General features: G+C 44.1%; 9 protein-coding genes. 6 read left to right on the forward strand and 3 right to left on the reverse strand.

What is annotated here, in order from left to right:
* Positions 1-7: 7 nt before the first annotated feature.
* The gene (locus NST25_RS11070; RefSeq protein ID WP_340393989.1) at positions 8-3118 is read right to left on the reverse strand and encodes a glycoside hydrolase family 2 TIM barrel-domain containing protein; all 3111 of its coding nucleotides are present in this window, start codon (positions 3116-3118) and stop codon (positions 8-10) included.
* A gap of 120 nt (positions 3119-3238) precedes the next feature.
* Between NST25_RS11070 and NST25_RS11075 the strand changes: the two genes are divergently transcribed.
* On the forward strand, positions 3239-4063 hold the full coding sequence (locus NST25_RS11075) for an AraC family transcriptional regulator (protein WP_076143215.1): 825 nt from the start codon (positions 3239-3241) through the stop codon (positions 4061-4063).
* Between the two features lie 167 nt (positions 4064-4230).
* Entirely contained in the window at positions 4231-5136 is a 906-nt protein-coding gene (locus NST25_RS11080) for a hypothetical protein (protein WP_076130585.1), read from the forward strand.
* Positions 5137-5183: 47 nt separating this feature from the next.
* On the opposite strand, the gene NST25_RS11085 is transcribed toward NST25_RS11080, so the two are convergent.
* On the reverse strand, positions 5184-6053 hold the full coding sequence (locus NST25_RS11085; RefSeq protein WP_076130584.1) for an AraC family transcriptional regulator: 870 nt from the start codon (positions 6051-6053) through the stop codon (positions 5184-5186).
* 136 nt (positions 6054-6189) lie between these two features.
* Here NST25_RS11085 and NST25_RS11090 point away from each other — a divergent pair, with 136 nt between their 5' ends.
* Both NST25_RS11090 and NST25_RS11095 read left to right on the forward strand, forming a co-directional pair.
* The gene (locus tag NST25_RS11090) at positions 6190-8856 is read left to right on the forward strand and encodes a family 78 glycoside hydrolase catalytic domain (RefSeq protein ID WP_340393990.1); all 2667 of its coding nucleotides are present in this window, start codon (positions 6190-6192) and stop codon (positions 8854-8856) included.
* Between the two features lie 172 nt (positions 8857-9028).
* Positions 9029-11410 carry an alpha-L-arabinofuranosidase C-terminal domain-containing protein gene (locus tag NST25_RS11095; RefSeq protein WP_340393991.1) on the forward strand — a complete coding sequence of 794 codons (2382 nt, stop codon included), beginning with the start codon at positions 9029-9031 and terminating at the stop codon, positions 11408-11410.
* A gap of 72 nt (positions 11411-11482) precedes the next feature.
* Here the strand turns inward: NST25_RS11095 and NST25_RS11100 are convergent, their stop codons facing one another.
* Entirely contained in the window at positions 11483-12988 is a 1506-nt protein-coding gene (locus NST25_RS11100; RefSeq protein WP_076187265.1) for an alpha-N-arabinofuranosidase, read from the reverse strand.
* Positions 12989-13138: 150 nt separating this feature from the next.
* Here NST25_RS11100 and NST25_RS11105 point away from each other — a divergent pair, with 150 nt between their 5' ends.
* Together NST25_RS11105 and NST25_RS11110 are read left to right on the forward strand one after the other, a co-directional pair.
* Entirely contained in the window at positions 13139-14041 is a 903-nt protein-coding gene (locus tag NST25_RS11105; RefSeq protein ID WP_076130581.1) for an ArsR family transcriptional regulator, read from the forward strand.
* Positions 14042-14212: 171 nt separating this feature from the next.
* Positions 14213-15220, forward strand: coding sequence for a LacI family DNA-binding transcriptional regulator (locus NST25_RS11110; protein ID WP_340393994.1), 1008 nt, complete (start codon positions 14213-14215; stop codon positions 15218-15220).
* Positions 15221-15273 lie beyond the last annotated feature (53 nt).

A 15273-nucleotide genomic window follows, 5' to 3' on the forward strand; every position in this document is an offset into this window, starting at 1 on the left:
GAAGAGATTAGAGCAGTGAGACAGTGAAACGGAAGATGTACGGGCGATTAGCCGGCAGAGTGAACTCTTCGTGGGTTGGTGCGCCCCAGCTGTCGTCCCCGCCAACACCCATTTGCTTGTAGTTAACTCTTAGTACGCTTTTGTTCGAAACTGGCAATTTATAGACGTGGTCATGGGCTTCCAGTTCTTCAGGCTTCCAAGGCAGGGCATTAACTTCGATAGGCGTTGCACTTTCAAAATAGAACCCTGATCCATCGTTGCTCTCTGTAATTGAAGCGAATCTGACATCAGTCTTATTGCCGCACTCTTGAGGTTTGAGATAAGGTGTGAATTGATCACTGACCTTACCAGTGTAACGTCCAAGTGGGGCTCCGGTTTGTCTATCCCAATAATTCTCATGAGGTCCGCGGCCGTACCATGACAGGGTATCAAGACTTCCATCTAGAACGAACATCATTCCGAACTCAGGGATTTCTGGCAGAACGCTGCTGCCCGGACTCAATTCTTGCGTGATCTCTAAAGTCCCGTCAGCACGAATCACGTACTGGACCCGAAGCGTGGAATCCGGACTTGTAGCCAGAAGGTAGCTGGCAGAGACGAAACAGAGAGAGCCTTCGGTTCTAAATGTAAAGCTGATTAAGTGTTGTTTATGTGATGCCTGCTTCCATACTGCACACCGCTGTGGCAATTTATTACCACAATCATTATCAGTGACTGCTCTCCAGAAGTTAGCTCTTACAGGTTCAAGCAGACGTTCTTTGCCTGAGGAACGATAAGAGTTCAGAGCACCCGTAGTGGTACTAAAGCTCAGTTCGAAATTATCACCTTGTACATTCAAAACATTCTCAAGCTCGCTGACACGCAGTGGTTCTGCGATTGTCTTTGAGGTATTGGTTACAAAACGGGGTGACAGAATGAACTGTTCCCAAGCGATTTCGTGATTAGCTTCTGCCCATATAGTTGCTGAAGGCTGAATAAAGGAAAGATTCAGAACTGCTTCATGATTGCCACGCAGTGAATCCAGCTCGTAAGGAGCTTTGCATGAAATGTTCTCACCTGGTGCACATGAGATCTTCAGCAAGCCTTCTTGTGCAGTTACTCCGTCTAAACGAACTTCCCATTTGAGATCGTATTCCTTTAAGTTGGTAAATAAGAAGGAATTGCGAATCTGGAAGAGTCCTTCTAGGATATTTTCAGCCGTTACTTTAATATTTTGATAACATTTTTTGACCTCAAAGAGCTTAGGAGTAACCGTACGATCAGCAAAAAGCAATCCGTTGCCACTAAAGTTGCCATCATGAGGCGATTCACCAAAGTCCCCGCCATAAGCGAGATATTCAATTCCCTCGGAGGTGTGGGTCCGAATGGCTTGATCTACCCAATCCCAAATGAATGCACCTTGAACAATATCATATTTGTCGAACAAGTCACAGTATAAGTGCAGCCCACCGCATGAATTGCCCATGGCATGACTGTATTCGCAGAGGATATAAGGCTTTTTCGGATTATTAAGCGCATATTTTTCAACATCCTGCGGTTTAATGTACATAGTAGATTCTATGTCACTTGCTGCTTCCGATTCTCTACAGTGGAAGATTCCCTCATAATGAACCGGCCGCGAAGGATCGATTTCTCTCAGGTAGTCGTGCATAGCGATAAAATTGTCGCCTCCGAAAGATTCATTGCCGAGAGACCAAATGATGACTGAAGGGTGGTTTTTATCCCTTTGCATCATGGAGTTGCAGCGGTCAATGACATTGGCCCGCCATTCCGGTTTGCTTCCAGGGACATTCCCGTCATTCAACCCTTCTTGGCTGTATGCCCAGGTGCCGTGCGTTTCCAGATTAGTTTCGTCAATCACATATAATCCGTATTCATCACATAACTCGTACCAGACAGACTGATTCGGGTAATGGGAGGTTCGAACAGCATTAATATTATGTGTTTTCATTAATTGGATGTCGCGCAGCATATCTTCTTTGGCTAAAGCACGACCTGTGTCGCAAGAGAATTCGTGGCGATTGACACCTTTGAGTACGATTCTTTTGCCATTGATCTTCATAAGTCCGTCTTTAATCTCGAACTTGCGGAATCCAACCTTACAACTGACCGTTTCTTGTGTATGCCCGTTGCCGTCATTTATAGACAGAACTAAGGTATAAAGATAAGGGGTTTCAGCACTCCATTTAAAAGGCTGCTCAACCGGGGCAGCAAGCTTGAGTTGTTGAACGCCTTCTTGCTCAAAGGAACCCGTAGCGGAGATAGGAGTCTCCCAAACAGGCTGGCCCTCTTTATTGTAAAGCTGCATTTGCAGTGTATATGGGCTTTGCTCGTTAAAGTAATTTTCCACCTTGATATCTACATTTAAATCCGCATGTACGAAGTTTTCATCCAGATCTGTGTGGACGAAATAATCAGCAATATGAACGGAAGGAGCCGAATAAAGATAGACTTCCCGAAAAATACCGCTCAGGCGCCAGAAATCCTGATCCTCTAGCCAGCTGGCATCACACCAACGATAAACCTCGACAGCTAGTTTGTTGTCCCCTGCCACTAAATATGGGGTGATATCGAATTCTGATGGAGTAAATGTATCTTCACAGTACCCGACAAGTTCACCGTTTACCCAGACGTAGAAAGCGGATTCAACACCCTGAAAGCTTAGGTACACCGGTTGACCGTTCCAAGACTCAGGTACAGTAAAGGTTCGTAGGTAAGAGCCTACTGGATTATATTTTGTTGGGGCAAAGGGGGCTTTAAGCTCTGGCTCGGATTCCGCCCAAGGATACCGGAGATTTGTATATTGTGGGTAGTCGTAACCTTGGAACTGCCAGTGGGACGGTACAGGAATTGTATCCCAAGTACTGCAATCAAAATCGGTTTTATAGAAATCCACAATTCGTTGATCCGGTGTTTCGGAAAAAGCGAATTTCCAAAGCCCATTGAGGGTTTGGTAGAAAGGTGAGGTTTCTTTATCGTTAGTTAGCGCTTGGGATAAGCTACGGTAAGGGATCATGGAGGCATGTGCATCCAATCGATTCAATTCAAAAGTCTCTGGGTTGTTATTCCATTCCGGATAACCGTTAGCAGGTGGCTGGTAGACAAACTTTGCTCGCATGAGTTGATCTCCTTTATAATCATTGTAATGTTATTATATTCATATTATAAGTTGAAGTAATGTTAGGATAAATAAAAGAATTTTAGTCCCAGATAACAAAATATGAAACGAGGACTTTTTATGGAGAGCAAAATTATTTTTTGCCAAACAGAAGATGTAATCATGCTGCCGCTTTATGCTACAACCCTTGGATTTTGGGAGCATCAGCCAGAAACTATACGTCCTGCAGGCTTTCCAGACTATCAAATACATCAGATTCACGAAGGCAAGGGTGAGCTTATCATTCATGAGAACCGATATCTCGTGGGTCCAGGGGATGTGTTCTTTTTGTTCCCGGATATTCCTCATTCGTATGCCCCTATCAGTGGGAAGGAATGGAAGGTATCATGGGTCTCGTTCAATGGCAGAGAGGTTGGTCAAATGCTGCTCTATGCGGGCATCCGCGAGTCTGGTCCTGCTAGATTAAAAGAAGATCAATGGCTCAATCCTCTAAAGCAAATCCTTATGCTGCCAGATAGCAATGAGCTGGAGACTAATTTGGCACGATCTAAACATCTTTATGCATTGCTTCTGGATTTAAAAAGAAAGCTAGTATCGCCTCTGAATGAGGCACATGAATTGGAGCGAATTAAGCCGGTGCTGCGTTATATTGAGAGCAATCTGCATAGGACGCTTCCTTTAAAGGAGCTGGCGGAGATTATTTCTGTATCGCCACAGTATTTATGCAGGCTTTTTCAAAAAACAATTCATGATCGACCTGTAACCTATATCAATAAGCAACGTATCAATTTGAGTAAACAGCTTATGTTTAATGGACGCGATAAAAAAATGTATGAAATTGCCCAGCTAGTGGGTTTTGATAATGCTAGTTACTTTTGTTTGGTGTTTAAAAGATTAACAGGGATGAGTCCTGAGCAATTTAAGCAGCTGCATGGTTTGGATTAGATAAACGCTTACTTGTTACCGTCTAGCACAACATGATATAGTTTACTTGAGTTCCTGCGATGTTTTTTTTGCGGCCTAGCCCATACTTTTACTGCCACAAGAATTCAATACATAGAACCAAATTAACGATCTGAAATGACGAAAAGCATCAGGAAGGAGACATCATTTTGAATGAGAAGCTAAAGCAAGCCTATGAGCGTTTGAACTTGCCTGAAGACGTTACCCGGGAGGAATTGAACAAAAGGTTAGATATGCATTTGAAACGCCGTCGATCGAATTCGACTGAAGATGAGGTTGCAGCTTATGAAGAGGAATTCCGCGCTTACAAAACCATCCTAGATGGCTTGGATCAGAAGGAGATTCAGGAAGCAGAGGACAAGCGGCTGGAGAAGTGGGGAGCCATGTCCGGCGTAGCACGTAAATCGGAGAATTTCTTTCGACTCTACAAAACGCACACTATCATTTCTATTATCGTGCTGCTGGTAGTTATCTTTGGAGGGAAAGCGCTCTATGATCAATGGCAGGAAAGAAAATATGAAGCTACGCTCCCACCGGTAGATGTTCGAATCATGTTCCTAGGCAACTATGAATCTCAGGACTCGTCAGGTAAGAATGAAGAGCTAAAACAAGAAATTATCAAACGTTACCCGGCTTGGAAGAGAGTGGAGGCAGAAATCGTTTATCTACCCTCAACAGGTGGGACGGACGGTGGAGCCTTGGATATGAGCTATATGCAGCGGGCTATGGCAATGCTGGCAGCCGATCATCCGGATATCCTGATTATGGATGATGCTACTTTTGAATGGATTGGCCAGCAGTCGGGACTGCAAAATCTGGAGTCGTTTATTAAATCCGCAGGACTTCCTCTTGATGATAACCGTTTGAAACGTATGACTAACCCGGAGAGTGGTCAAGAGCTGATTACTGGCATAGATATCACAGATACGGATTTTGCTACAGAACTCCCTATCCATTCAAATCAGATGATCGTCGGAACGTTAGGACAAGATGACAGTAAGACTAAATCAACTGATTTTGTTGAGTTTTTACTTAAACAGATCACTAATCAATAAATTAATAGGGCCGATGTTGTATGGATGTTCATACGACATCGGCTTTTTTATGATCTGTAGAGCTTGCGGTACGCGATGGGTGTCTGGCCGACTATTTTTTTGAATACAGCGTTAAAGGAGTCGATATCACGGTAACCCACTAGCTCGGCAATCATATTAATTTTATGTCCAGAAGTACGCAGCAATTCACAGCTTTTATGCATTCGCAGATTCTTCAAGTAGGTCCCAAAGGACTGGCCAGTATGCTTGTGGAACATGCGCTGAAGATGCCTGCTGCTCCACTGTGAAATACGGGCTAATTCGGCAAGTGTAATCTTTTCCGACAGATTATGCTCTAGGTATTGAATGACTTGCGTGAAGTCTGCCATATCCATCGTAGATTTGTCATCTTCTCCGTATTTTTGCCTGTACACTGCTATGATTAATTGACTTAAGAGGGTGTAAAGCATTGTTTTGGAGCCCATACCGGATACCGACATTTCATGATATAAATTCAGCATTAAGCGCTCAATAGAGCCATCTCGATCTGAGACGGAAAAGTAAGATGAGCTGCTACTCCCAAGAGTGGCTAGGTGCTCCCGGATAGATGGCTCTTGAAGGACGATATTTAATTGCTCCACCATTTGCATATCAAAAAGGCAGTTATAGACGATCAGGCGATTCCCTAAAGTATCAGAAGATGCTGGACGGAACACATGGGGGGCACCTACAGGAATCACGAACAGCATTCCTTTTCTAACGGGAAAGATCTCATTTTCAAGGTGATGAAAACCTCTTCCTTCAGCTACATAGCAATACTCAATAAATTCATGAGCATGAAAAGGGGCATGGAAGTTCTCTGAATAGCGGTTAACGAGCAGATGCAGATCGTTTTGAAAAAAGATTTCATTTTTGAACAACTCGGTGGTTCGTTGCATATTGAATTGCCCCTTCCAGATTCATGGCATGATTGCAGGGATATGATGTCCTTTTTACCGGGTGATGAAAGCGGTAACCCAGCTATAATTATAGGGCAAAGACTAATTTGTCGCTATAGAAGGAGGTTTTATCTATATGTTCGCAATCACTAAGCTTCGTTGTGAGTACAAAGAAAATCCGCTAGGAATTGATGTGATCAGACCCAGAATCAGTTGGCAGTTAGTTTCAGATGACAGGGACTGCATGCAGTCTGCTTATCAAATTCAAGTGGCGGAGAATATGCTTTTTCAAGGCAAGCTATGGGATACAGAGGAAGTAAAGTCTTCTCAATCGATCCATGTTGAGCTTGAAGGTCTGCTGCTGGAAGCTCGCACGCGTTATTATTATCGGGTTCGGGCATGGAATCAGAATGCAATGGACTCGGGTTGGTCTGAGGTTGCATTTTTTGAAACCGGACTATTAGATGCAGGGAATTGGCAGGCGGAGTGGATCAGCGCTCCTACAGCCTCTTTTTCACAAGATTCTGAGATTTGCCCACAGCTTCGTAGATTCGTGGATGTAAAAGGTCCAGTGGAAAGTGCAAGGATTTATGCTACTGCTTTGGGCTTGTATGAACTGCAGCTGAACGGAAGTCGGGTGGGAGATCATTATTTTACTCCAGGCTGGACCAGTTACAGTAAGCGGCTGCAATATCAAACTTATGATGTCACAAAGCTTCTGCATGAAGGTGCGAATGCGTTAGGCGCACTGTTGGGCAATGGCTGGTACAGAGGGTATTTGGGCTGGGATAATCAAAAGGAGATTTATGGATCAAAGACTTCACTTCTGCTGGAGCTTCATATCCGGTACGCAGACGGTTCAAATGAGCTTATTAGCTCAGATCAGAATTGGCAGGCTGCAAAAAGCGCAATTATGATGTCTGAAATTTATAATGGTGAAACCTATGATGCTCAGCTGGAGCTGGATATCACCGATCCTTCATCAGAAGGTTGGCATCCAGTGGAGATTATTAATTATTCCAAAGCGATCATCGTTGCCCAGGAAAATGTGCCAGTGACACAAGTTGAAACCTTGAAGCCGATTGCACTGCTGACTACCCCGCAGGGAGATAGATTGCTGGACATGGGCCAGAACATGGTAGGGTGGTTAAAATTTAATGTAAAAGGTCAATCTGGTCAGGCGGTAGAACTTCAGCATGCTGAAATATTAGACCGGGACGGAAATTTCTACACGGAGAATATGCGTAAAGCGAAACAGTGCATCCGCTATACTCTGAAAGGTGGGGAGCAAGAGACGTATGAACCACACTTCACCTTCCAAGGCTTTCGGTATGTGAAGCTTAGTGGGTTCTCAGCAGATCTTCAATTAGAGGATTTCACAGGAATAGTGATGCACTCTAATATGGAACGTACGGGTGATTTTCAGTGCTCAGATCCACTTGTGAATCAACTGCATCACAATATCCTGTGGGGGCAAAAAGGGAATTTCCTCGATGTGCCCACTGATTGTCCACAGCGTGATGAGCGGCTCGGCTGGACGGGGGATGCTCAGATGTTTGTCCGAACAGCCTCTTATTTGATGAATACGGCACCTTTCTTTACGAAATGGTTACGGGATTTGAAGGCAGACCAAACCCCTGAGGGCGGCATTCCGTTTTTTATTCCAGAGCTGAGAGCAGCGCCTCCTGGCGACGGAGATACTAACCATTCTTCTGCAGCCTGGGGGGATGCAGCTACGATCTGTCCATGGACAATCTATGAAATGTACGGCGACAAAAGGCTGCTTGCAGAGCAATACGAGAGCATGAAGCAATGGATTTCATATATCTATGCACAGGGAAGTAACCCTTATCTGTGGAATACTGGCTTTCATTTCGGCGATTGGCTAGCGCTTGATTCCAAGCCAGACAGCTATGTGGGAGCTACAGATCGGGATTATGTCGCCACCGCTTTTTATGCCTATTCTGTTTCTCTGACTTTGAAAGCGGCAATAGCCTTAGATAAATCGGAGGACGTGGACTATTATAGGGAGCTGCACGCCAATATTATAAAAGCATTCAGTGATGAGTTCATAACACCTGCGGGAAGGTTGTCCGTCTCTACCCAGACTGCACAGATATTAGCCCTACGTTTCGATCTTATAGAAGGGGTCGCCAAAGAACGTGCAATTCAGAAGCTCACTGAGCTGATTGCTGAAGCTAAGGATCATCTGACTACTGGATTCGTGGGCACACCATATCTGAATCCTGTGCTCAGCGAGATTGGAAATAATGAACTCGCGTATAAGCTTCTTTTTCAAAAGGATTATCCATCCTGGCTGTATCAGGTGACGAAAGGTGCGACTACGATTTGGGAGCATTGGGATGGGATCAAGGATGACGGCAGCTTCTGGAGTGCAGATATGAATTCCTTCAATCATTATGCCTATGGCGCAATAGGTGAATGGTTGTATCGTTACGTTGCAGGAATCGGAACAGATGAGTTGGAGCCTGGTTTCAAAATCGTTCATATCAAGCCACAGCCAGGCCCCGGTCTGGATTACGCAGAAGCTAGTTTTGAAACCATGTACGGAAAAGTAGAGTCAGCGTGGCGGCGATCAGAGGATAATGGAATGATGATTCACGTTACGATTCCTGCCAATACCAACGGTATTGTCGTTCTGCCTGGAGCCAATCAACTAGGGTTATTAGAAAATGAAGTTCCTGTGGAGCAGTCCAGAGGCGTGCACAGCATCAGCTTAGTCGATAACGGAGTGAGACTTCAATTAGGTTCGGGCAGCTATCAATTTACGTATTCTTTATAACCTTTACTAGGGGTCTTCCTAGTGTGAACTGACATCGAGGGGTATTCGGTGTCAGTTTTTCGTTTTCGAATTGACGAATGTAGAGAGGAGTTATTATAATGATTTATATTGATATGAACTAAGTAATATAAATATAAATCAAATTGGAATTCACAAGGAGGAAGACAAAAGAATGAAGACAGAAGGAAAATTGACGATACATACGCAGCAGCGGGGGGCGGAGTTAGGCGATCTATTCGGTATTTTCTTCGAGGATTTGAATCATGCGGCCGATGGTGGGCTTTACGCTGAGCTAGTTCAGAACCGATCTTTTGAATTCGACCCGATTGACCGGGCAGATTATCATGCGCTGATGGCTTGGGAGCCTGTAGAACGTGGAGATGGAAAGGTAAATATCTCTGTAGAAGACAGCAAGCCCTTAAATGATCGTAACCAACATTATGTTGCCATCGATATTGTGGCTGAAGGTGACGGCGTTGGCCTGATGAATCTAGGCTTTAACAGTGGTATTCCGGTAAAAGAAGGCGAGAATTATAACTTCTCGGTGTATGCCCGCCGGGAGACAAGCTTTGATGTGCCGCTTACCGTAAACATCGAAAGCACAGACGGCACCATTCTTGGTGAAGTGGAGATCGCCGTAAGCAGCTCTGAATGGACCCGATATGAAGCCGTTATTACAGCTAATAGCACGGACACAAGCAGTCGTCTCGTAATCGTTACCAAAGGTAACGGGAAGGTATATCTGGATATGGTTTCCCTGTTTCCTGAGAAGACCTTTAAGAATAGACCCGGAGGCATGCGTGAAGATATTTCGCTGCTGCTCGCTGATTTAAAACCTAAATTTATGCGGTTCCCAGGAGGATGTCTGGTGCATGACGGTTCCTTGGATCCAGATGACAGAGACTCCATGTACAGATGGAAGAATACGATTGGGGATGTTGCGCAGAGACCGGCAAGACGCAATAACTGGTCATATAATCAAACGCTTGGGTTAGGTTATTATGAATATTTTCAGTTCTGTGAGGATATTGGAGCTAAGCCGATCCCCGTACTTCCGGGCGGCTACGACCCGCATCATAAACGGATGGTACCGCTGGATGAATTAACGCCTTGGATTGAGGATGCTTTGGATTTAATTGAATTCGCCAAGGGGGATTCTTCCACGAAGTGGGGAGGCATTCGTGCAGAACTGGGTCACCCTGAGCCTTTTGGGCTGGAGTATGTCGGCATTGGGAATGAAGAGGTAGGTGCACCCTTTTTCGAGAGATATCCTTACTTTCATCAAGCCATCAAAGCAAAATATCCGGAAATCAAGGTCATTAATTCTAGTGGCCCGTTCTCTGCCGGTCAGGAATATGAACGGGGCTGGACGTCGGCAAAAGAGAACAAGTCTGACCTCGTAGACGAGCATTATTACTGTACACCTGAATGGTTCCTGGCTAATCATCATCGTTATGATGATTTCAAAGCCGATGAGCCAAAGGTATTCCTCGGTGAATATGCCTCATGGGGCAATACCTATTACAATGCATTGGTGGAAGCAGCATTTATGACAGGTCTGCAAAATAATGCCCATGCCGTTGGCTTAGCTTGTTATGCTCCAATGCTCTGTAATGTGGATTATATTAACTGGAAGCCGGATATGATCTGGTTCAATAATCATGAAGTGTACGGAACGGCAAACTATTATGTGCAAAAGCTATTCATGAACCATCAGGGAGATCATTTGCTGAAGATGGAAGCAGATGGCTTCACGGCACCGAAGGAAAGCAGAAAGGAAGCGATCACTGGAGCCGTTAGTTTTGGTGTGGATGCCTCCGCTGCTCGTTTCTCCGAGATCACCTTAGTCAACAATCTTACGGGAGAAGTGAAGACGTATTCTGACTTATCAGAGGAAGTTTCAAATCTGCCTGACCCTGCTCAGAACAGAACGGCTAATCGGACACTAGAGCTTGGTGAGACAGAGTGGGAAAACTATACTTTGCATTTTAAGGCTACACGAACTGCAGGAAATAAAGGGTTTATCTTCTATTTTGGTAAAGCGGATGATCAGAATCATTTGTACTGGGAGCTGGGTGGCTGGCAGAATCAGGATTCGATTGTGGCCTCAATTATCAACGGAAGAAATTCTGTTCTGACGCATGCTATGTTTACGGTTGAAACAGATGTAGAATACGATCTTAAGCTAGAAGTAGTGGGCAGACAGATCCGTACTTTTATTAACGGAGAACTGGTGAATGAGACAGAAGATAAACTTCCGGTGATCGAACCGCTGTATTACACGGCAAGTGTGGAAGACTTAACGGGGGATATTATCCTCAAGACAGTAAACGTACAAGAGAATAGTGTTTCTGCTGAGGTTGCACTGGAATCTTTGGCAAAAGAAGCACTGACCATCGAAGTCTATGAAATGTCGGGATACCCGCTTGAGGACGAAAATAACTTTGAGAATAAGCAGCAGGTCTCTCCGAAACAAACCATCTTTAAGACAGAAGGAAGCAGCTTTACTTATGAGTTTCCGAAGCAATCCGTGACAATTTTCAGAATAAAATAACGAAGACGCCCCCATGAATCGATGGCTTATTAAAGATTCATGGGGGCATTTCTATGACTATTACAAGTTAGCTTAGCCGTTCACCCGCAGACGAATCACATTCCAGGAAGCTTTTGCGAGAAGGGCTTTTACATGTCCACTCTCAACAACGGCTTTGCCTTGGCTAGGCATCACGTTATGAGGATTGGATTTGGTATTTACAGCTTTTATATCTTCATGTTCCAGTACAATATGTTCAATAATGTTTACGGAACTGAAGCTGCGCAGATCCACGTCGAGCTCTAGTCCTTCGGATAAATGGCGGTTTACAGCGAAGACGGTTACTTCATTCAGCTCTTCGTTGTATACACTAATGGCTTCCAAGTAAGGCACATCAGTGAAATCTTTGGAATCGTATTTAGGGCTGGAAATCAGCGGGTGAAGTACGGTTCCACGACCATAAAGGGAAGCGTGCAGGTACGGATAATAAGTAGTCTGCAGCCAAAGCGGTCCGCCATTTTCAGTCATAATTGGGGCGATAACATTGATCAGCTGCGCTAAGCAGGCCATTTTCACACGATCAGCATGCTTCAACAATGAAATAAGACAGCAGCCCACAACAAGTGCATCTTCAAGTGTGTACACATCTTCGAATTCTGGCGGTGCGATCTGCCAATGTTGTTCGGCACGGCTGCTGCCTTGTGATTTCCATACATTCCATTCATCGAGCGACAGATTAATTTTCTTTTTGCTCTTTTTCTTCGCTTGAACATAATCACAGGTGGCAGCCACACTGCTGATGAAATGATCCAAATCCATGGAGCGGGCTAGGAAATTAGGCGTATCGTCATTGTTGTTATTGTAGTACGTATGCAGTGATAAATAATCTACATTATCATAAGAAAGATCAAGCACGGTAGCTTCCCACTCGGCAAAAGTGTCCATGCCGCTGCCGGAGCTGCCACAAGCCACAAGCTCAAGCGTTGGATCGACCCAGCGCATAGCTTTTGCAGTTTCGTTCGCTAACCGGCCATATTCGACTGCGGTTTTAGCTCCAATCTGCCACGGACCATCCATTTCATTTCCGAGGCACCAGGTCTTAAAAGCGTGAGGCTCTTTATACCCATGAGAGATCCGCAGGTCACTGTAGTAGGAGCCGGAAGGATGATTGCAGTACTCTACTAGATTTCTAGCTGCATCTATACCGCGTGTTCCAAGGTTAACTGCCATCATGACTTCGCTGCCTACGAGCTTAGCCCAATCTGCAAATTCGTTGGTACCCACTTGATTGGTTTCTGTGGTCCACCAAGCTAGTTCAAGAGATTGCTTGCGTTCATGCTTGGGTCCAACCCCATCTTCCCAATTGTAACCGGATACAAAGTTTCCTCCAGGATAACGGATGATAGGAACGTTTAGGGCACGAATAGCTTCGATGGCATCGTTCCGAAAACCATTCTGATCCGCAGTAGGGTGACCCGGGTCATAAATCCCACCGTAAACCGCTCTTCCTAAATGTTCGATAAATGAGCCGTAGATCCGCGGGTCTACTTCAGCTAGTCTGAAATCTTTGTCAATAATCATTGTCGATTTAATCGGCATGAGTGTACAGCTCCCTCTAGTTGAATTAATGATTTCACTAATTAAGTAATTGTTTTATGATTACATGATACTGATTTTAGCTTATAATAAGCAATGAATTAATTTAGGATTCGTTAAAATACTAATTCAATAAGCATTGGAGACGTTGAAATGTACTTAACCACAGATTCTGAATCCTTGCAGGTGTATGAAGCGCTGGCAAGTGAAGTTAGGCTGCGAATTATTGAACTTCTGGACCGCAGAGAGATGCACATCAAAGAGCTGGCAGCGGAGCTCTACCTTAGTAGTGCAATTGTCAGTACTCATGTAGCAAAGCTGCAAAAAGCAGGCCTGATCAGTTCTAAAATGAGACGAGTAAATGGAGGGACCTATAAATATTGTTCTTTGTCTGCGAATTACCTGCAGATTAAATTATCGGGCTCCCGTGGAGTTGCCAGAAAGGTGGTTGAGGTGTCTATCCCTGTAGGGCAATATACCGATATTCAGGCTTTACCTACCTGCGGGATTGCTACTACTGAGAAGCTGATCGGCTATTATGATGATCCACGTTATTTTCTGGACCCGGAACGGGTGAATGCCGGCATTGTATGGTTTGCGAAAGGTTCTATCGAGTACAAGATTCCAAATTATCTATTTCAAGATCAAGTGGTGCAGGAGATTGAGATTTCGCTGGAAATAGGTTCCGAAGCTCCACATGTAAATGAGAAGTGGCCGTCGGATATTGGCTTTATGATGAATGGACAGGATTTAGGAAAATGGACCAGTCCGGGCGACTTTGGCCTCACTAGAGGACGATTAAATCCCATTTGGTGGCGTTCAGATGTTAACCAATATGGTTTGCTGAAGGTTCTGCGGATTAATACAGGTGGAACCTTTGTGGATGGCCAGCAAATCTCAGATATTACCTTGGAGGATGTACGAGTAGAGCAGGATCAGTGGACCTTTCGTTTAACGGCAGAGAATAGCGGACGGAGAAGAGGCGGACTAACCATATATGGCCGTGGGTTTGGGAATTACGAGCAAGACATTATGTTTAGAGTGTATTATGAATGATTTCGAGTTTGCAGAAGAGGTGTTTTATAAGATTCTGTAGAAAATTTAAGCTTGTGTACCAATTATTACCTCTGATAAAATAAAAATAAAAAATATATTGTAATGAAAACGTTTTTATGTTAATTTAAATCTATAAAAACGTTTTTATTCGTAAAGGAAGATTGAATCATTATGGAAAAGGTAACGATCAAAGATGTTGCCAGAGAGGCTGGAGTCTCCATTTCTACGGTTTCCAACGCGCTAAATGACGTAGATGTATTGAACCCGGAGACGAAATCACATGTTCTTAAGGTTGCGAAGCGATTAAATTATGTTCCTAACCTGAACGGTAAGCTCCTTAGGAATGGGAAAACCAAAATGCTGGGTTTTTTCACAACAAGTGTGTCGGGTCCATACTTCTATAAGCTGGTTGAGTCCATGTCGCGTGAATGTGATCGGCTAGGTTACGGGCTGAATGTATTTGTTACCAAGGATAAACAAGTGATTATGAGCAATATTCTAGGCCGGCGAGTGGATGGTGTCATTATCTACGAAGAGCTGAGAATAGACGAAGAAGAAATTGCTGCAATGGTGAAAGACAAGATCAAGGCTGTATTTCTGGATCGGCCGCTTAAGAACGACACGATGGGAAGCGTGATATTTGATTCCTTTGAAGCGGGGTTTGAAGCGACCAAATATTTAATCAGTCTAGGGCATAAAAAGATTGCTTACATATCTGGTGTGGATGAGATGTACGACAGTGTTCAGCGGAGAGAAGGATACTTAGCTGCTTTGCGTCAGTATCAGCTACCCACGCATGAAGAGTATATTATACAAGGATATTTTGAAGAAGAAAGCACTTACAACGCTATAAAATATTTTCTTCACTATAGTCCTGATAAAATACCTGATGCCTTCTTAGCAGGGAACGACTTGAGTGCAATTGGATGTATTCAAGCTTTGAAATCGCATGGATACGAAGTTCCGCTAGATGTTAGTGTTATGGGGTTTGATGATATTGATATTGCGCAATATTTCTCACCGCCTTTAACTACTGTAAGAAATCAAATTGCTAGACAAGGTATTTTGGCTATTAATCACCTCGTTCGTATGATTCAGAAGAAGGAACAGGGCGAGATGATGAAATTGGCGGGTGAATTAGTTGTAAGAGGTTCTAGTCAAGTAAAGATTGGTCGGTAAGAACACATATATGTAATGGGTTCAAGGTTTCACCCGATCATTTTTTAAAATTT

Origin of the sequence: Paenibacillus sp. FSL E2-0190 (assembly GCF_037992965.1) — a bacterium.
GTDB classification, from domain to species: domain Bacteria; phylum Bacillota; class Bacilli; order Paenibacillales; family Paenibacillaceae; genus Paenibacillus_AQ; species Paenibacillus_AQ odorifer.

Excerpts from the sequence above, each read along its gene's own strand:
- NST25_RS11070 (WP_340393989.1), bottom strand. The coding sequence starts at position 3,118 with ATGCGAGCAAAGTTTGTCTACCAGCCACCTGCTAACGGTTATCCGGAA.
- NST25_RS11075 (WP_076143215.1), top strand. The coding sequence starts at position 3,239 with ATGGAGAGCAAAATTATTTTTTGCCAAACAGAAGATGTAATCATGCTG.
- NST25_RS11085 (WP_076130584.1), bottom strand. The coding sequence starts at position 6,053 with ATGCAACGAACCACCGAGTTGTTCAAAAATGAAATCTTTTTTCAAAAC.
- NST25_RS11090 (WP_340393990.1), top strand. The coding sequence starts at position 6,190 with ATGTTCGCAATCACTAAGCTTCGTTGTGAGTACAAAGAAAATCCGCTA.
- NST25_RS11095 (WP_340393991.1), top strand. The coding sequence starts at position 9,029 with ATGAAGACAGAAGGAAAATTGACGATACATACGCAGCAGCGGGGGGCG.
- NST25_RS11100 (WP_076187265.1), bottom strand. The coding sequence starts at position 12,988 with ATGCCGATTAAATCGACAATGATTATTGACAAAGATTTCAGACTAGCT.
- NST25_RS11105 (WP_076130581.1), top strand. The coding sequence starts at position 13,139 with ATGTACTTAACCACAGATTCTGAATCCTTGCAGGTGTATGAAGCGCTG.
- NST25_RS11110 (WP_340393994.1), top strand. The coding sequence starts at position 14,213 with ATGGAAAAGGTAACGATCAAAGATGTTGCCAGAGAGGCTGGAGTCTCC.